Genomic DNA, 18,133 nt, shown 5'->3' with positions numbered 1-18,133 from the left:
AATGTATGGAAATCAGTTATCTTTTAAAACTTATAGACAAAGGCGTTAATATTCATACCGGCACCCACTGAGGCAAATAAAGCCACATCTCCTTTATTAATCTTATGATGTTCCAGCTCATCCTGTAGAATCATCGTTAACAAAGACGGAATTGTTGCTACACTGCTATTTCCCAGCTTGTGAATAACCATGGGCATAATATTTTCCGGCATTGGAGTGTCATATAGTTGATAAAAGCGATCCACAATGGCTTCATCCATTTTTTCATTAGCCTGATGAATAATGATTTTACTAAGCTCATGAATAGAATATCCACTGTTGTCCAAGCATTTTTTCATAGCGTCAGGAACATTCAAAAGGGCAAATTCATAGATCTTCCTTCCATCCATTTTAATGTATCTTGTATTCTGACATCTGTCATTATTATAAGACTTCCCGAAATACAAATAATCTTTTTCATTAAGGGTGTATGAAGCTGATAAATGAGACTTAATCCCCGAATCATCATCATTGTTCACTTCCAAAATAGCAGCTCCTGCTCCATCGGCATAGATCATACTGTCTCTGTCATGTATATCCACTACACGGGACAATGTTTCAGCACCGATGACCAAACAACGTTTAGCAATACCTGCCTTTATAAAAGCATTTGCCTGTATTACTCCTTCAATCCATCCGGGACATCCGAACAGAACGTCATATGCCACGCAGAAATTATTTTTAATCCCTAATAAATGTTTTACCCTTGCTGCCAGACTGGGAACCGTATCTGACTGAACCGTTCCAAAAGGAACATCCCCAAAATTGTGGGCAAATATAACATAGTCTAATGTTTCAGGATCTATTCCTGCATTTTCTATGGCAGCACGGGCTGCAATGAAACCTAAGTCGGAAGTTACCTCTGTAGAATGAGCATATCTCCTTTCTTCAATACCGGTAATTTTTTTTAATTTATCAGTAATGGACGTATTATCTTCTTTTAATAATACCCCTTTCTCGTTAAGAAAAACATGTTTATCAAAAAATAAGTTGGTAATCGTTTCAGAGGGTATATAATTTCCTACCCCAATAATTTTAGTCATCTCTCTTTAATGTTTTTAATTTCTTCTTTTTATGTAATAATTTCATCAACATAATGGAGTAACGTTAATAGCCACCTATATATTATTATTACGAGCATACTATTATAAAGAAATTTAAATAATTCACTAAACAAGTATGCTTTTTAAAGATAGAAAAGGTATGATTCTGAGTTATAAAAGCAAAAAGAGGTTTCCCATTGAAACCTCTTTTATATATTTCAAAAACTTAAAATTATACTTTCATAATTTCAGCTTCCTTTGTTTTAAGATGCTCTTCGCAAAGCTTTACATATTTATCAGTATACGTCTGAATTTCTTCTTCAACACCTTTTACAACATCTTCAGAAACTCCTTCCAGTTTTTTAAGTTCTTTTAATCCGTCTTGTCTTGCGTTTCTTATCGTTACTTTAGTTTGCTCAGCTTCTCCTTTAGCCTGCTTTGCCAATTCTCTTCTTCTCTCTTCTGTTAAAGGCGGAACATTAAGGATAATGTTTTCTCCGTTGTTAGAAGGTGCAAAACCCAAGTTTGAATTGATAATTGCTTTTTCAATCGCATTGATTGCTGTTCTGTCCCAAGGTTGAATAGAAATAGTCATTGCATCTGGAACGGAAACATTAGCCACCTGGTTGATAGGAGTTGGAGCTCCATAATATTCCACCATTACATCCTGCACCATACTTGTAGAAGCACGTCCTGCTCTAATTCTTTGAAATGCGTGATCCAAGTGCTTTACAGCTGCGTCCATGTCCTGTCTTACAGACTCTAATATAAGTTCTAATTCTTCCATTATTATTTGATAGTTTGATAAATTACACATTAATTGTTATAAATGATGATTGATCAATGATAAATGATTAGTATTGAATAATAAACAATAGTAATTTAACCTAAATTTTATACCTCTTGCTATTATATAATACCTTTCACTGATTACAAATCAACTAAAGTACCAACATTTTCCCCTTCTACAATTCTTTCTAAATTCCCAGCTTTATTCATATCGAATACAATAATAGGCAATTTATTTTCATGACTCAAAGTAAAAGCTGTCATATCCATTACTTTCAGGTTTTTTGCATACACTTCGTCAAAAGATAGTGAGTTGTACTTTACAGCATCTGCGTTCTTTTCAGGGTCACTGTCGTAGATTCCGTCTACTCTTGTTCCTTTTAAGATTACATCAGCATCAATCTCGATCGCTCTCAATGTTGCTGCAGTATCGGTTGTAAAATAAGGATTTCCGGTTCCAGCTCCGAAGATCACGACTCTTCCTTTCTCAAGGTGTCTTACCGCTCTTCTTTTAATGAAAGGCTCTGCTACTTTATCCATTTCAATAGCAGATTGAAGTCTGGTTTTGATTCCTGCATCTTCCAATGCTCCCTGTAATGCCATACCGTTGATTACAGTAGCCAGCATTCCCATATAATCTCCCTGCACTCTATCCATTCCTTTTGCAGCTCCGGCAACCCCACGGAAAATATTTCCTCCTCCAATAACGATTGCAACCTCGCAACCTTTCTCAACTACCGTTTTGATCTCTGCAGCATATTCCTGCAGTCTTTCGTTGTCAATACCATATTGTCTGTTTCCCATTAAGGCCTCACCACTCAGTTTCAAAAGGATTCTTTTATATTTCATCTTTTATTTTTAATAGCTTTTTAGTAAAATTGATTTCCCAAAAATTTGATTTTGCAAATATAATCATTAAAAATATTGATAGCGGAAAAATATTTAATTACAAATAATGTCAGAAATATTTTGAAAAGTACGAAAAAGGATTATTTTTGCATTAATTATAAACTGAATTGAAGAAAATTATCATTTTTTCATTATTTCTATCTGGAATTGTTTCTTATGCGCAAACAGGAACAAATGTTTATCCGTTCTTAAATGTACCTGTTTCTGCAAGACAAGCTGCCCTTGGAGGTGATGCAATTTCTATAAGAGATTATGATGTTTCCTTTGCTATTGCAAACCCGGCCCTGTTAAATAAAGATTCTGATAAACAGCTTTCTGTAAATGCTACGGCTTACCTTGCGGATTCAAAATACGGTACCATTGCCTATGCCAAAGACTTTGAAAACGGTCATATGGCAACCATCAATGCCCGTTATATGAGTTACGGAAGTATTCCAAGGACAGATGAAAGTGGTTTTCAGAACGGAGATTTCAAAGCTTCCGATGTTGCCATTGGTGCAGGCTATGCCTACCAATTTGAAGAAGACTGGACTATTGGTGGAGGGTTGAACTTTGTGACATCAAAAATTGATAATTATACTTCTTCTGCTATTTCCGGAACTGCCGGGGTTACCTATCACAATAAAAAAAATAAAGAAGTTCTCTCCCTTGTCATGAGAAATTTCGGGTTCCAGCTAAAGTCCTTCAATGGAGTGCGGGAAAACCTTCCTTTCAGAATTGACCTTGGATACACCAAAATATTAAAGAACTTCCCATTGGCTATTACCGTTACGGCACACGATCTTCAGAAGTTTGATATTTCTTCAGAATATAATGTAAACGGACAAAAGGTAAATGCGGGAAGAAAGATTATTGACCACTTTTCTTTAGGAGCAGAATTATTTCCGGAAAAAAGCTTCAACATCAGATTGGGATATAACGTAAAAAGAGGAAATGAGCTTGCAGTAGCTGATCAGAGAAACTTTTCAGGATTATCCGCAGGATTTGGAATTAAAGTTTCAAGATTCCGTATCGACTACGCACATGTAAGATATCATAACTCCTCCAATGTCAATCAGATAGGGGTTTCCATGGATCTTTCAAGCCACGCAGGAGAATAATCTATCTCTTTGATAATCTTATAGTAAGCAAGAAATTTCATGGCTTGTCTTGATTTTTAAAAAAAAATCTTGAAATTTGCAATATGAAAAAACCTGTAATAGCGATCGATGGGTACTCGTCTACCGGAAAAAGTTCTATCTCCAAAATCATTGCTGATAAGTTGGGACTTATTCATATGGATACAGGGGCACTGTACAGAGGCGTTACCTGGTATGCACTGCAACATTGTGTGAGTCAAAACGGTCAAATTGATCTGAATCTTTTGTTTTCTTCTTTAGACAAAATCAACCTTGAATTTAAAACTCATGAAGGAACACTGGTTCTTTATATGAATCATACAGATATTTCCAAAGAAATTCGTACCAATCAGGTTTCTGAGAATGTAAGCCTTGTTGCCAAACAAAAAGAAGTAAGAGATTTCTTGCTGCTATCACAGCGCACTTTGGCAGAAAAAGGAGGCGTCATTATGGATGGACGTGACATAGGGACAGTAGTTCTGCCAAATGCGGACTATAAATTCTTCCTTACTGCCAGCATTGACGAACGCACAAACAGAAGATTCCTGGAGCTGAAAGGCTTAGGAATTGAAGCTGACAAAGACCAAGTAAAGCATAATCTCGTTGAAAGAGATAAGATCGACAGTGAACGGGAAATAGCACCATTGAAGCAGGCAGAAGATGCAATCGTCATTGATAATTCTGAATTAACGAAAGAGGAAACCATCGAACTTATTCTATCTCACATTCAAAAGATTTAACAATTTTTAATAGGCTAAAAGCCTCCTTTGGTATACAAATTGTAAGTTTTATTACTGTAAAAAACTAATCTATTATTAATATTAAAAAACTTAAAATGTCTAGAAACGGAAAAAATACAGCAGGTATATTGGCAGGACTTCTTGCAGGTGCTGCAGCAGGTGTAATCTTAGGAATATTATATGCACCTGAGGAAGGAAAAGAAACCAGAAAAAAAATCAAGAACAAAACCAATGATTTAAAAGATCAGGCTAAAAATAAGTACGGAGAGGTTTCTGAAAAAGTGAAAGACCAGTATGGCAATATTTCTTCTACTTTCAAAGAAACTGCAAACAACGTAGCACATACTGTGAAAGACGGATACGACAAGTATAAAGATCAGATTGTTTCTAAAACAGCAGATGTAGTAAAGGATGTGGAAGCAGAATTAAACGATCTTAAAAAATAAGTAATTTATCTTCTTTTAAGTAAATTACAAGAAGGAACTTTTGGACGAAAGTTCCTTTTTTTGTAACTTTAAAAAAAAACAATGATAGAAACTATTAAAGAATACGCCTCGAAGAGAATAGATCTTCTGAAAATTGAAGCTACTGAAAAGTCTTCTCTTTCCGCCGGGCTCATTACCTACTTTGTAGTACTGCTTGTTGCTTTTGCTTTTTTTATTATCCTTTTCAATTTCGGAATTGCCTTCCTTATAGGTAAAGCACTGGATAATTATTCCTACGGATTCTTAATTGTCGCCGCATTTTATGCTTTGGTAATGGCTTTTGTTATTGCCTTCAAAAATAAAATCGTCAATGCTGTTGCAGATCAGGTTATTAAATTTTTAAATCATTAAACTATGAGCAGAAAATACGAAAGCATAGAAGAATTAAGAAGAAAGAAAAAACTGCTTCAGAGTGAAATACATGACCTGGAGAACCTTCTTACTTTTAAAAATACAAAAGAAAGTCTGAGTGCATTTACAAATGGTTTAAGTGACCAATACCTTCAGGAAAAGATAGATGAAGACGGTGACGAAAAAGTTGTTTTAAGAAAAGATGTCATTGCCAAACAGCTTACCTCTGAAGTTAAAGACTTACTGATCAGTAAAAATACGGCAGTAGGAATTGCCAGTTCAGCTTTTAAAGGTGGTAATGTGACCGACAGCCTTATAAAGTTGGGAGTAACGGCATTGGTTGGAAACTACGCCAAAAAAAATATGAAAAGCTCCAACTGGAAGAAAAAACTCATTGGTGCTGCTTTGATATACCTCGCTCCTATTGCGTTGAAGTATGTCAGAAAAAAAATGGAAGTATACCAGAAAAACAAAAGTGTTTCCAGTCTGGAACAGTTAATATAAGGGAATAAAGATTAGGATTTAGGAAATATTTTTTTACTCCCTAAGTCCTAATTTTTAATCTCTGTTTTCTATTTCGAAAATAATTGTCCTAAAATAATTCCTGCAGCCATTGAGACATTCAGGCTTTCTGTGGATTGTGATTTTCCGAACCTCGGGATACTGATCCTTTTTTGAAGAAGTTTTTCTGTTTCCGGTCTCATCCCATTTCCTTCATTCCCTAAAATCAGATTGATCTTTTGAGGTTTCTCAAAGGTGTAGATATTCTCCCCTTCCATATCAGTTCCGATATTAACATTTTCTGTCTTAGAAAGATATTCTACAAGATCCGTATATACAACATTGACTCTTGTGAAAGATCCCATTGTAGCCTGAATCACTTTCGGGTTATAAAAATCCACCGTATCTTCACTGCAAATGATCTGTTCTATCCCAAACCAATCTGCCAGTCTGATAATCGTTCCCAAATTTCCGGGATCCTGAATTCCATCCAAAACCAGTTGTATATTCTTGTCTTCCCTCTTTTCTTCTTCTGCCAGATAACATACGGCAACGGAATCTTTCGGGGTTTTCAGAAAACTGATTTTTTTTAACTCATTTTCAGAGATATGGGTAACAGGGATATCGCTACGGTCCAATTTTTGTGGATCGGTTGATAATATTTCTTTAACTTTAAAGTTAGAATTAAAAAGTTCACAAATGATTTTATTACCTTCAACCAAAAACAAATTGTATTTTTGTCTGAACTTCTTTTTATCTAAAGATTGTAAAACTTTTATTGTATGAGCTGTAAGCATTATAAGAATTCTCCTCAAAAATATTATAAAATTATCTCATTTGCAACATTTGTTGGTCTCCTTTATGCTTGTAGTACGACAAAAAAAGTTCCGAACGGTGAATATCTCCTTACTAAGAACAACTTTGAGTTCGAAGATAAGAGAGAATTTTTTGATGAGGAACTAAAAGATTATGTGCAGCAGAAGCCGAATAAGAAGCAGCTTCTTTTCATGCCTCTCACTTTGGCTTTTTACAATATGGCCAATCCCAAGTATGATACGATCCTGAATGAATACATGACCTACCCCAACGAAATGAGAAATCAAAAATTAAGAGATTCTTTATTTCTCAGGTACAATATGAAAAGCAGCGTGGGAAAAAGTCTTTTATTTGACCGTCTTCTACATAATTGGGGCACTCCTCCTGTTATTCTTGATCAGGCAAGAAGTGAAAAAAGTGCAGAATCTATTAAAAAAAGACTTATTTATAGAGGATTTTGGGATGCAGATGTAAAATTTAAACATAAGCTGGATTCCGCTTCGAAAAAAGCTACTGTAGATTATTTTGTTAAGCATAACGATCCAACCTATATTAAAGACTATTATTTTAATATTCCGGATCAGGGGATAAAACAGATTTATAACGATCATATTGATAAAACACTCGTCAGAGCCGGTAAGGTACTGGACCAAACTGCACTTGAAAAAGAAGTGACCAGGATTACAGATTTAATGAAAGAATCCGGGTACTATAAATTCAATAATACCAATGACGAAATCTATTTTGTAGCAGATTCCCTGAAAAACAAAAAGCAGATTCCGCTTACTTTGGAAATTCACAAAGATTCTCTTGATCGTCCTTATAAGAAAGCTACTTTCGGAAATATTGATGTCGCTATTATAGAAGAAAACGGAGATTATCCTAAAAAAACCGTTAAAGACAGTTTACGAAGAGTAAGGTTCCACAAGATGAATGATAAATATAAGTCATCTTCCTTATGGAGAGCTATTATTGTGGATAATAAGCAGCTTTTTGATCAGCAGAAACTGGACGTGACCAAGAGAAACCTGATGACAATGAACAATTTCAGTATTGTAAAAGCTAGGGATTCCCTGAGACAAGGTGGTATAAGTTCCCCTAATGACAGTATTGTAGATGTTTTATATGTATTGAAACCTCTTCCTAAGTATGAACTTAAAGTAGGAACGGATGTCAATTATTCTCAGATTTTAAATCTTGGAATCTCGCCTTCTGTGGATCTTACAACAAGAAATATTTTCAGAGGGGCTGAAAACCTTTCTACGAGTCTCTCCGGAACATTTGGTTCTATCAAAAGTACAGAGAATATTGATAAAAGAACATTAGCTTATGAAATATCAGCTCAGGCATCACTGAATTTCCCAAGGCTATTGTTGCCTTTTAATTATTATAAATTTATCCCCAAAAGATACACGCCTACTTCATCTATTTTGTTGGGAGCCTCTATCCAGAATAATATTGGTTTGGGAAGAGTAAACTTCAATACCGGACTGAATTATCAGGCTAATGTAAATGAGCAGGTATATCATAAACTGACGCTATTCAATACACAGATCAGTTTAACAAAGAATAAAAATGCCTACTATGATTATTTTGTCAATGACGGAGTGATCAGAGATGAAATGTTTGCAAATTATTTTGCAGCCAGGCCTGCAATAGGAACAGACTATTACAACGGTATACTTACCAGTGATGCTGTTTCAGAAAGACTTCTGGCTGATACGGGGTTTTTACAAGGTCTTAATCAACAAGGCAATGATCTTCTGACGACCTTCAGAGGGAGTCTTATTAATAAAGAGAGACAAACGCAGGATGCCTTAATTTCATCAATGATCTACAATTTTGTATATAACGAAATTGGTAAAAAAGAATATCCAAATGCTTTTTATTTTAACGGAAAAGTTGAGCTTGCCGGGAATATTTTAAGTTTATTCAATAAGAGAAGTAATGACGGAGGAGTCGTTAGCGGTCCACAGAAAACAATCTTCGGAATTCCCTATGCACAATTTGTAAAATTTGATATTGACACCAGAAAATATTTCAAATTCAATGGAAATCAGACCTTGGTACTTCGTCAGTTTATAGGAGTAGGTGTACCTTATGGAAACTCTCAGGATATGCCCATTATCAAATCTTATTTCAATGGAGGATCTAATGACATCAGAGCCTGGGTTGCATTTGGAGGATTAGGCCCTGCAGATTCTCAGGTAGATGAAAGAGTAAGAGCTTACATGACCAGTGATATAAAGCTTACCACCAACATTGAATATAGAATTCCGTTTACCAGCATGTATGAAGGAGCTCTGTTTACAGATATTGGAAATACCTGGAGCCTTCGTAATCATAATGATGCTCATCAGGATGAGTTCAGATTCAATAAATTCTTAGGACAAATGGGGGTTGGTAGTGGATTTGGATTAAGAGTAAACATTGCTTATATCACATTCAGATTAGATTTTGCTTATAAGATCTACGATCCTAACAAACCTGAGGGAGATCGTTGGAGAATCAAGAATATTCAACCTTTCAAACCAACTCTTAATATCGCGTTCGGATATCCTTTCTAGTCCGGAGAAACGCCTAAAATAAAATAAACTACAGCAATCACACGGGCGAGGATTTCCCTCGCCTGATTTCTGTAAAAACTCTCCGGTTTTGTGACATCCTGTGCATCAAAACCTAAAGCATTCATATCATTATTTCTGGCAAAGAATAAAGCACGGAGATTATGAAAGCCCTGAGATACAATAATCACATTTTTCTTTTTGTAAACATCTTTACAACGAAGAATACTCTTATAAGTATTAAAACCTTTAGGATCTTCTATAATAATATCTTCTGGCACTCCTTCCTGGTACACCAGATAATTTTTCATCGCAGCCGGTTCATTATAGCCTTTGCTCTTTTCCCCACTCACAATGATTTTCTTAATTTTCCCATGGTGATAAAGGAGAGCTGCAGCATCCATTCTTTTAGTAAAATAGGGATTGGATAGCCCTGATCTCATTTTTGGAGATGTTCCTAATACCAATGCAATTTCTCTTGGAGGTATTTTGGATATTTTAGTGTAGGTACGTCCGTTAGTCAGCCCGAAAACCCACACATTGCAGAAACATATCATTAAAATTCCCAATTCCAATGATATAAAGCCCAGGTTAAATATGTTCCTAATAATTCTCAACTAAGATCAAAGTTAAGCTTTATTTTTCTACTTTTCACTATCGACATACAAGCCAATATATGCCCCTGTGCTTCTTCTTTTTCGGTAAGATATTCATTTTCCAGCAGTTCCACCTCTCCTTCTTCCAGAGAACATTCACAGCTTCCACAAATTCCCGATTTACAGGAATAAGGGACGGGAAATTTCTGAATCAGGAGCTGCTGCAGAAGTTTCTCCCGGTTATCAGGAAGTTGCGTAGTATATTTCTGCCCCAACATAGTAAACTCAACTTCAATATTTTCAATAAGTGGAAATTCTTTCTCTACAGGATAAATATCATCATTATATTCTTCAAAAAGTTCAAAATGAATGTTCTTTTTAGGAATCCCGTGGTGATAGCAGGCGTTGGCTAATGTTTTTATCATTTCCCCTTTTCCGCAAATCAAAACTTCATCTACCGCATCCCAGATTGTAGACTCTTCATCCGTATCATCGAGATGCAGAATCTGATTGATGATCAGGTTTAATTTCTTTCCATCCAGCCTGCCATAGAAAAACTGATCAGCTGTTTTCTCTTGCGAAAAAAAGTAAAAAATCTGAAGCCTGTCTCCACATGTTCTGGCAAGATTATCCAACAGATCCCGATAAATCAATTCTTCAGAGCTTTTATTTCCAAAAAAAAGAAACAATCTTGTCCTGGGTTCAGTATGCAGAATATTTTTGAAGTGACTTAAAATCGGAGTAATACCAATACCAGCGGCAAAAGCAACAATGGTCCTGAACTCACTCGGCTTGGAAACCAATGTAAACCTTCCACTGGGCTCACCAACCAGCAGCTCATCTCCTGCATTATAATTCTGAAATAACTGTGAAGTGGCTCCATCAGCGGAATTCACTTTTATCCCCAAACATATCTTACCTTCATACGGTGCAGAAGTCATTGAATAATCATTAATAACCTCTTTGCCATGGGATTGAAATTTTACACTTACGAACTGCCCTGCCTCAAACTTAAAATTTTCCTTTAAATTCTCCGGAATTTCAAACTCCAGAGAAAAAGTATTTTTGGTCAGCTCTTCCTTTTTCGCTATTTTTAACGGATGAAACTGTATCAGTTTCCCTTTGTAGATTTGTTGTTCCATACTTCAATTCAAAAATAGATAAAAAATAATTTATGAAGAAGATAATTTTATCCACGTTGATTTTAACAGCTCTTTACAGCTGCAAAAAAGAAGGTCAGAAAACTGACAGCAACACAACGACTGATTCCCTTTCTGTAACTCAGAATACAAATACTGAAGGTACTTCCTATGTTCCGAAAGAACTTTCTCCGGAAAGTGTTGGACAGCATTTAGCTAAAAATAATGACACCTTATATGTTACTAATTTTTTTGCAACGTGGTGTGGTCCGTGCATAAGAGAAATTCCGAGTTTTAAAAATAAAATGCAGGAATTAAAAGGAAAGCCTGTAAAATTTACTTTCGTGAATCTTGATGATAAAGCAGAATGGAATACTGCAGTTAAAGATTTTGTGGTAAAAAATAACCTTGGAAACGATGTGATTTTATTAGACGGCCAAAAGTTGGATCAAAACTTCTTCACTAGCAATTTCAAACAATGGGATGGTGGTTCTATTCCTTTTACGTTTATGAGAAAAGGAAGTCAAACTGACGAATATCTGGGAATGATGACTGAAGAAGTATTGAATTCAAAGATCAATTCTTTTTTAAAATAAAATAACAGACTCTTTCTGAATCATGTCAAAAAGATTTAAGGTCCTGTGTTTATTGTTAATCATTGCTATCCTTATTGGTGCAGTTATTAATCTGAACACAGGATTTTTGAGCTTAGGTTTTCTGGATTTCTTCCAGGATTCTTCAAACAGCCAAATTGCAGAAATCCGCATCAATAGAGTTTTAGTAATGCTATTGGCTGGAATTTCAATTCCTACATCCGGTTTTCTGATGCAGGAATATTTTCAGAATCCATTAGCAGGACCAGATATATTGGGAATTACTTCGGTAGCCAGTTTATCTGTTGCTTTTTACATTTTCTTTTCACATGATATTCTGCTTCCGGAATTTATTCAAAACAGCTTCTTAAGCTTGTCGGCTATTGGAGGAAGTCTACTGCTGATGCTTATCCTTCTCTCAATGTCCAATAAATTTCAGGATAAATCATATCTCATCATTTTTGGTTTTCTGGTATCAGCATTTGCAGGCGCCATTGTTTCTCTTCTTCAGTTTTATGCTGAAAATCAAAGTCTGAAAAATTATATTCTATGGTCTTTTGGAGCGAATAATATGGTCAGTAGAAATCAGATTTATGTGTTATCGATATTAGTTTTGATCGGATTATTTTTCTGTTTTAAAACCATAAAACCACTGATCGGAAACTCTTTGGGGACCTCGTACGCACAGAGCTTAGGGGTAAACCTGAAGCAATTGAAACTATTGATCATTGTAGCGTCTTCGCTGCTTTCCGCTTCCATTACAGCCTTTTTAGGCCCTATTCTATTCATCGGAATTATCGTTCCGCATTTTTGCAGACTGGTGTATAATCCATCCAAATTATGGCAGCAATGGATATTGAATATGTTCCTGGGAATGCTGATCATGCTGTTTTTCTCCATTATTGCAGAAAAAACACAAATTCCTTTGAATGTGATCAGTTCTGTATTTGGTATTCCTGTGATCCTCCTGATGCTTTTAAAACAGAATAAAGTATAAACTTTTGTTGGAAACGCAAAGACGCCAGTTTTCAACTACATTACGCTTTAAGACGCTAGGATTTTATCTCCGATAAAATTGAATGCGTATACCAAAATATAATACAAAGTTATAAATATACCCTTGCTTAAAATCTTGGATTTTCTTGCGCCATAAAAAATATACGTAATGTATGATAAATCTTTGCGCCTTTGCGATTATCCAACAATAGACTTTGAATTAAAGTATATTTAAACACAAAAGATATTCTCACAATTGCTAAAAATCTATAATTTCTATTTTTTTTAACCTCTGTATTTCACCAACAATCCTTATATTTATCTGTATAAAACACTACAAATGACAGAAAATGAAATATCAAGAATTGTTTTTGATGCAGGCTTAAAAATTCACAAAAAGCTTGGGGCAGGATTATTTGAACATGTTTACGAAGAATGCATGTTTTATGAACTTAAGAGATCAGGATATCTGGTAGAAAAACAAAAATTACTTCCGATTATATACGAAGATTTAAAAGTTGAAAATGCTTTCAGACTAGATATGCTGATAGAAAATAAAGTTATATTAGAAATAAAAACAGTTGATTATATCAGCCCCATTCATAAAGCTCAGCTTTTAACATATTTGAAAATGACTGGATGCAAATTAGGAATGCTACTTAATTTTCAATCAGATATTTTCAAAAATGGAGTTACCCGAATTGTCAATCATTTATAAATTAAAAACAAAATAAAATTTGACAAAGTCAAATTCCTTGCACCTTAAAACTGTATTTTTGTAAAACAATTTGCGCCATTGCGTTTTAGCTAACTTCAGACATGCACCTACAAATCAAACAAGCCAACATCGGTTACAACAAAACACTCATTTCAAATGCAAATGCAGATCTGAAACTTGATGATGTATGCTTATTGATCGGGAATAACGGTGTAGGTAAAACCACTTTAATCAAGTCTGTTTTACATCAGATTCCTTTATTAAACGGGGAGATTTTAATCAATGGAAAAAATGTAAAGCAACTTTCTGTAAAGGAAATCGCGGAGAATATTGCGATTGTCTTCTCAAAATCCGTTGTTCCGCAGCATTATACTGTTGAAGATCTTATTTCATTAGGAAAATACATCTACTACCCTTTTTATTTTGAATTAAAAAAAGAGGACCGTGAAGAAGTAGGCCATATCATTCATGAGCTGGAACTTACTCAATATAGATATACCCTTCTTAAAAATCTTTCGGATGGTAATCTTCAAAAAGCATTTATTGGACGGGCTATCACTCAAAACGCTCCTGTTATTATTCTGGATGAGCCAACGACCCATTTGGATGAAAAAAATAAGATCATCATTCTTAAAACCCTCAGAAAACTAGCCAAAGAACAAAATAAACTGATACTGTTCTCCTCTCACGACTGGAGATTGGCCAAAGAATTTGCGGACAAAATATGGTATATAAAAGACACCCAACTATATGCAGGAATTGTTGAAGATATTTTACTCCAACATGATGAACTGATCAACCCTGCTCTATTTCAGGTGAACGAATATTTTATTCCTCCAAAAATTTCGGCACCACAAGTTAACAAAGAAATGTTGTATTCCTTACTTCAAAAAAACTTCCAAAAAGACCTTTCTTTACTTAATTTTGAATATCAGAGCGATTTTTGGGTAGTCACTACTGAATCCTCCAAACATCAATGCGAATCTTTTGAAGAAATCATTAATTTCGTTGGAAACATTTATTAATCAACAGTTTTCTTTACATATTTCATATACTATGCATGCATAGTATTATGCTAATCATACAATTTAACCTGTTTATTACCAGCTTATTAACAAAATTTAACGTTAATAAATATTATGCATGCATAATATTTATTAAATTTGGGTAAAACCATTGGCGCAAAAAATGATGGATAATAATAAGGAAAAAATAGAAAACGTAGATTTAATTTTGAAGCAAACCTGGCTGGCTGTTTCAAAGATGTACACAGAATTGGCTCAAGAGCATGATTCTACAGCTGTACAAGCCCTTACCCTTCTTAAAATTGATCCCAAAGAAGGTACACGAAGTACAAATCTTGGCCCTAAGATGGCTATAGAACCCACCTCTTTAACGAGAATCATCAAACTTCTGGAAGACAACGGATATATCTATAAGGAAAAGACCACCACCGATAAACGGGAGGTGATCATTAAGCTTACAGATAAAGGACTCAATTCAAGGAATATGTCTAAAGAAGTCGTTGTTAACTTTAATAAAAAGGTGATGGAAAAAATCGCTCCTGAAAAAATGGAAACATTTAAAGATGTGATGGCTGAAATCATGAAAATTGCAAACGAATTATTAAATAACAGAAAATAAATTATCATGAACCCAAACGGTTCATATAATCTCAAAAAATAAAATTTTACATATGAAAAGAAGAATCAAACACGTAACGGTTCTTGGTTCAGGAATTATGGGTAGCGGTATCGCAGCTCACTTCGCCAATATCGGTGTAGAGGTGTCACTTTTGGATATCGTTCCTTTTGAACTGACTGAAGCTGAACAGAAAAAAGGTTTGACCAAAGATGATAAGGTAGTAAGAAACAGAATTGCTACTGAAAACTTTGAAAAACTTAAAAAAGCAAGTCCTGCACTTCTTTATTCTCCGAAGTTTGCAGATAGAATCAAAGTGGGAAACTTCGATGATGATTTACCGAAAATAAAAAATACAGACTGGATCATTGAAGTAGTAGTAGAAAGACTTGATATTAAAAAATCAGTCTATGAAAAGATTGAACAGTTCAGAAAACCGGGAACATTAATTTCTTCTAATACATCCGGAATTCCTATTCATTTCTTAACAGAGGGAAGAAGTGATGACTTCAAGAAATATTTTGCAGGAACCCATTTTTTCAATCCTGTACGATACCTTCCTCTTTTAGAGATTATCCCTACCAACGATACTGATCCTGAGATTATCGATTTCTATATGAACTACGGAGCTAAATTCTTGGGTAAAACAACTGTTTTAGCTAAAGATACGCCTGCATTCATTGCCAACAGAATCGGAGTATTCTCCATGATGGATCTTCTTCATAATGTACAGAAACTGGGACTTACTGTTTCTGATGTAGATAAATTAACCGGTCCTGTAATCGGGCGTCCAAAATCAGCAACTTTCAGAACGGCAGATGTTGTAGGTCTTGATACCTTAGTAATGGTCGCCAACGGTGTTCGCCAAAGCGGTGCTGAAGCGAATGATTTCAACGACGTATTTGCTCTTCCCGGCTATATCCAGAAAATGATGGATAACAAATGGCTGGGTTCAAAAACAGAACAAGGCTTCTATAAAAAAGTAAAAAATGCAGAAGGTAAATCTGAAATTCATGGATTAAATCTGGATACTTTAGAATATGAACTTCAGGGAAAATCCTCATTCCCGACTCTGGAATTAACAAAAGCTATTGATAAACCAATTGACAGATTCAAAGTTTTAATTGGTGGTAAAGATAAAGCCGGTGAACTATACAGAAAATCGTTAGGAGCTTTATTCGCTTATGTTTCTCATAAAGTACCTGAAATTTCTGACGAAGTTTATAAAATTGATGATGCCATGAGAGCCGGTTTCGGATGGGAAAACGGACCTTTTGAAATCTGGGATGCCGTAGGCGTTCAAAAAGGTATTGAATTGGCTAAAGATGCAGGATATGAAGTTTCAGACTGGGTGAAAAATGTAGAAACTTTCTATAAAGTAAATGATGAAGGACAAAGCATTTATGTTGATAAAAATTCAGGTGAATACAACAAAATTCCTGGACAGGATGCTTTCATTATTCTCGATAATATCAGAAAAAACAAAACGCTTTGGAGCAACTCGGGAGCTTCTATCGAAGATCTTGGTGACGGAATCATCAACTTCGAGATTCGTTCAAAAATGAACTCCCTTGGAGGCGAAGTTCTTGACGGATTAAACAGAGCTATCGACTTAGCAGAAAAAGAATACGACGGATTGGTTGTAGGAAATCAGGGTACCAACTTCTCTGTAGGTGCCAACCTTGCCATGATCCTTATGATGGCTATTGAGCAGGATTGGGATGATTTGAATATGGCTATCGCTTACTTCCAGAAATCAATGATGAGAGTAAGATACTCCTCTATTCCTGTAGTTGTAGCTCCTCACGGAATGACTTTAGGCGGTGGATGTGAAATGACAATGCACGCCGACCGTGTAGTGGCAGCCGCAGAAACTTATATCGGACTTGTTGAGACCGGAGTGGGCGTAATTCCTGGTGGTGGTGGAACTAAAGAGCTTACTCTTAGAACTTCCAGAGAATTCCATAGTGATGATGTTAAAAATAACAGACTTCGTGAAGCATTCATGAATATCGCAATGGGTAAAGTGGCCACTTCAGCATACGAAGCATATGATATGGGAATCCTTGAAAAAGGGAAAGATATTGTTTCAGTAAGCAAAAACAGACAGATTGCAGAAGCTAAAAAAGTAGCCAAACTATTAGCAGAGCAAGGATACACTCAACCTATCGAGCAAAAGGTAAAAGTTTTAGGTAAAGATGCACTGGGAATGTTCTACGTAGGAACAGATCAGATGTTAACAGGAAACTTCATCTCTGAACATGACAAGAAAATCGCTGATAAGCTTGCCAACGTAATGGTAGGTGGAAATCTTTCTGAACCAACTGTTGTCACCGAGCAATACTTACTAAACCTTGAAAGAGAAACCTTCCTTCAACTTTGTGGTGAAAGAAAAACGTTAGAGAGAATTCAGTACATGCTACAGAATGGTAAACCGCTAAGAAACTAACGGGAAGCTCCGTAGGAGCGAACTGTTAATAGCTATGAATAATTTTAAAAGATTAGAGAGCCTCGTAGAGGCGACCTGTTAGTTAGTTTTAATGGCAAATACCTATACACAAATTTATATTCAAATTGTCTTTGCAGTTAAAGGAAGACAAAATCTGATTTCAAAAGAAAACAGAGAAGAATTACATAAATTGATTACAGGTATTGTTTCCAATAGAAATCAAAAATTATTCGCAGTTTTTGCAATGCCTGACCATGTTCACATTCTCGTAAGTATGAATCCGACAATGTCAGTTTCTGATTTAGTAAGAGATATTAAAGCAGGGTCTTCAAAATTCATTAATGAAAAAGGATGGATAAATGGAAAATTCAATTGGCAGGAAGGATACGGAGCTTTTTCTTATTCTAAAAGCAGTGTTGATCCGGTGGTAAAATATATTTTAAACCAGGAGGAACATCATCAAAGCAAAACTTTTAGAGAAGAATATCTGGAATTTATGTCAAAATTTGAAATTGAATATGATCCAAAATATTTATTTGAATGGATTGAAGAGTAACAGGTCGCTCCTACGGAGCTCCGCAAAAAAGCATAAACAAATATCTATAAACAGTTTACCTCTGTGAGGCAAAAAATCTTTCAAAAATAA

General features: G+C 35.2%; 19 protein-coding genes. 13 read left to right on the top strand and 6 right to left on the bottom strand.

The features are described from left to right. Window positions 1-23 precede the first annotated feature (23 nt). The 3 genes from EG342_RS16860 to pyrH form a co-directional block, all read right to left on the bottom strand. Window positions 24-1,082, bottom strand: a complete 1,059-nt coding sequence (locus EG342_RS16860) for a 3-oxoacyl-ACP synthase III family protein (protein ID WP_103292635.1) — start codon at window positions 1,080-1,082, stop codon at window positions 24-26. Between the two features lie 232 nt (window positions 1,083-1,314). Further along, entirely contained in the window at window positions 1,315-1,869 is a 555-nt protein-coding gene (gene frr, locus EG342_RS16855; protein WP_103292636.1) for a ribosome recycling factor, read from the bottom strand. A 143-nt stretch (window positions 1,870-2,012) separates the two neighbouring features. Beyond that, the gene (pyrH, locus tag EG342_RS16850) at window positions 2,013-2,720 is read right to left on the bottom strand and encodes a UMP kinase (RefSeq protein WP_103292637.1); all 708 of its coding nucleotides are present in this window, start codon (window positions 2,718-2,720) and stop codon (window positions 2,013-2,015) included. A 167-nt stretch (window positions 2,721-2,887) separates the two neighbouring features. Here pyrH and porQ point away from each other — a divergent pair, with 167 nt between their 5' ends. The 5 genes from porQ (at window position 2,888) to EG342_RS16825 (ending at window position 5,978) form a co-directional block, all read left to right on the top strand. Further along, the gene (gene porQ / locus EG342_RS16845; protein WP_103292638.1) at window positions 2,888-3,880 is read left to right on the top strand and encodes a type IX secretion system protein PorQ; all 993 of its coding nucleotides are present in this window, start codon (window positions 2,888-2,890) and stop codon (window positions 3,878-3,880) included. A gap of 83 nt (window positions 3,881-3,963) precedes the next feature. After that, window positions 3,964-4,638, top strand: coding sequence for a (d)CMP kinase (gene cmk, locus EG342_RS16840; protein ID WP_103292639.1), 675 nt, complete (start codon window positions 3,964-3,966; stop codon window positions 4,636-4,638). A gap of 95 nt (window positions 4,639-4,733) precedes the next feature. Next, on the top strand, window positions 4,734-5,084 hold the full coding sequence (locus EG342_RS16835) for a YtxH domain-containing protein (protein WP_103292640.1): 351 nt from the start codon (window positions 4,734-4,736) through the stop codon (window positions 5,082-5,084). A gap of 81 nt (window positions 5,085-5,165) precedes the next feature. Further along, entirely contained in the window at window positions 5,166-5,474 is a 309-nt protein-coding gene (locus tag EG342_RS16830; RefSeq protein WP_103234809.1) for a phage holin family protein, read from the top strand. Window positions 5,475-5,477: 3 nt separating this feature from the next. Further along, on the top strand, window positions 5,478-5,978 hold the full coding sequence (locus tag EG342_RS16825) for a phosphoribosyl-ATP pyrophosphatase (protein WP_103292641.1): 501 nt from the start codon (window positions 5,478-5,480) through the stop codon (window positions 5,976-5,978). Window positions 5,979-6,046: 68 nt separating this feature from the next. Here the strand turns inward: EG342_RS16825 and EG342_RS16820 are convergent, their stop codons facing one another. After that, complete coding sequence (locus EG342_RS16820; RefSeq protein WP_103292642.1) at window positions 6,047-6,772, bottom strand: TrmH family RNA methyltransferase; 726 nt, start codon at window positions 6,770-6,772, stop codon at window positions 6,047-6,049. On the opposite strand from EG342_RS16820, the gene tamL reads away from it, so the two are divergent. Next, window positions 6,758-9,358 (top strand): translocation and assembly module lipoprotein TamL, encoded by a 2,601-nt coding sequence (gene tamL, locus EG342_RS16815; RefSeq protein ID WP_103292643.1) that lies wholly within the window; start codon window positions 6,758-6,760, stop codon window positions 9,356-9,358. The genes EG342_RS16820 and tamL overlap by 15 nt on opposite strands. Here tamL and EG342_RS16810 read toward each other — a convergent pair. Together EG342_RS16810 and EG342_RS16805 are read right to left on the bottom strand one after the other, a co-directional pair. Then, window positions 9,355-9,912 (bottom strand): SanA/YdcF family protein, encoded by a 558-nt coding sequence (locus EG342_RS16810; RefSeq protein WP_394338006.1) that lies wholly within the window; start codon window positions 9,910-9,912, stop codon window positions 9,355-9,357. The two genes, tamL and EG342_RS16810, sit on opposite strands and share 4 nt — an antisense overlap. Before the next feature lie 56 nt (window positions 9,913-9,968). Then, window positions 9,969-11,093 carry a ferredoxin--NADP reductase gene (locus tag EG342_RS16805; RefSeq protein ID WP_103292645.1) on the bottom strand — a complete coding sequence of 375 codons (1,125 nt, stop codon included), beginning with the start codon at window positions 11,091-11,093 and terminating at the stop codon, window positions 9,969-9,971. A gap of 32 nt (window positions 11,094-11,125) precedes the next feature. Here EG342_RS16805 and EG342_RS16800 point away from each other — a divergent pair, with 32 nt between their 5' ends. The 7 genes from EG342_RS16800 to tnpA all read left to right on the top strand — a co-directional run bounded on the left by EG342_RS16800 (window position 11,126) and on the right by tnpA (window position 18,043). Continuing rightward, window positions 11,126-11,686 (top strand): TlpA family protein disulfide reductase, encoded by a 561-nt coding sequence (locus EG342_RS16800; RefSeq protein ID WP_103292646.1) that lies wholly within the window; start codon window positions 11,126-11,128, stop codon window positions 11,684-11,686. 22 nt (window positions 11,687-11,708) lie between these two features. Beyond that, on the top strand, window positions 11,709-12,680 hold the full coding sequence (locus EG342_RS16795) for a FecCD family ABC transporter permease (protein WP_185126910.1): 972 nt from the start codon (window positions 11,709-11,711) through the stop codon (window positions 12,678-12,680). 339 nt (window positions 12,681-13,019) lie between these two features. After that, window positions 13,020-13,397 carry a GxxExxY protein gene (locus EG342_RS16790; protein ID WP_103292648.1) on the top strand — a complete coding sequence of 126 codons (378 nt, stop codon included), beginning with the start codon at window positions 13,020-13,022 and terminating at the stop codon, window positions 13,395-13,397. Between the two features lie 101 nt (window positions 13,398-13,498). Continuing rightward, window positions 13,499-14,422: an ABC transporter ATP-binding protein gene (locus tag EG342_RS16785; protein WP_103292649.1), complete on the top strand. Its 924-nt coding sequence runs from the start codon at window positions 13,499-13,501 to the stop codon at window positions 14,420-14,422. Between the two features lie 166 nt (window positions 14,423-14,588). Beyond that, entirely contained in the window at window positions 14,589-15,041 is a 453-nt protein-coding gene (locus EG342_RS16780) for a MarR family winged helix-turn-helix transcriptional regulator (protein WP_103292682.1), read from the top strand. A 52-nt stretch (window positions 15,042-15,093) separates the two neighbouring features. After that, a complete protein-coding gene (locus EG342_RS16775; protein ID WP_103292650.1) occupies window positions 15,094-17,487 on the top strand; it encodes a 3-hydroxyacyl-CoA dehydrogenase/enoyl-CoA hydratase family protein in 2,394 nt (797 codons plus the stop codon). Between the two features lie 91 nt (window positions 17,488-17,578). Next, entirely contained in the window at window positions 17,579-18,043 is a 465-nt protein-coding gene (gene tnpA, locus EG342_RS16770; protein WP_103292651.1) for an IS200/IS605 family transposase, read from the top strand. The last annotated feature ends 90 nt before the right edge of the window (window positions 18,044-18,133 follow it).

It is taken from the genome of Chryseobacterium lactis, from assembly GCF_003815875.1.
Lineage (GTDB): Bacteria > Bacteroidota > Bacteroidia > Flavobacteriales > Weeksellaceae > Chryseobacterium > Chryseobacterium lactis.
This window is presented reverse-complemented; position numbering and strand designations above follow the sequence as displayed.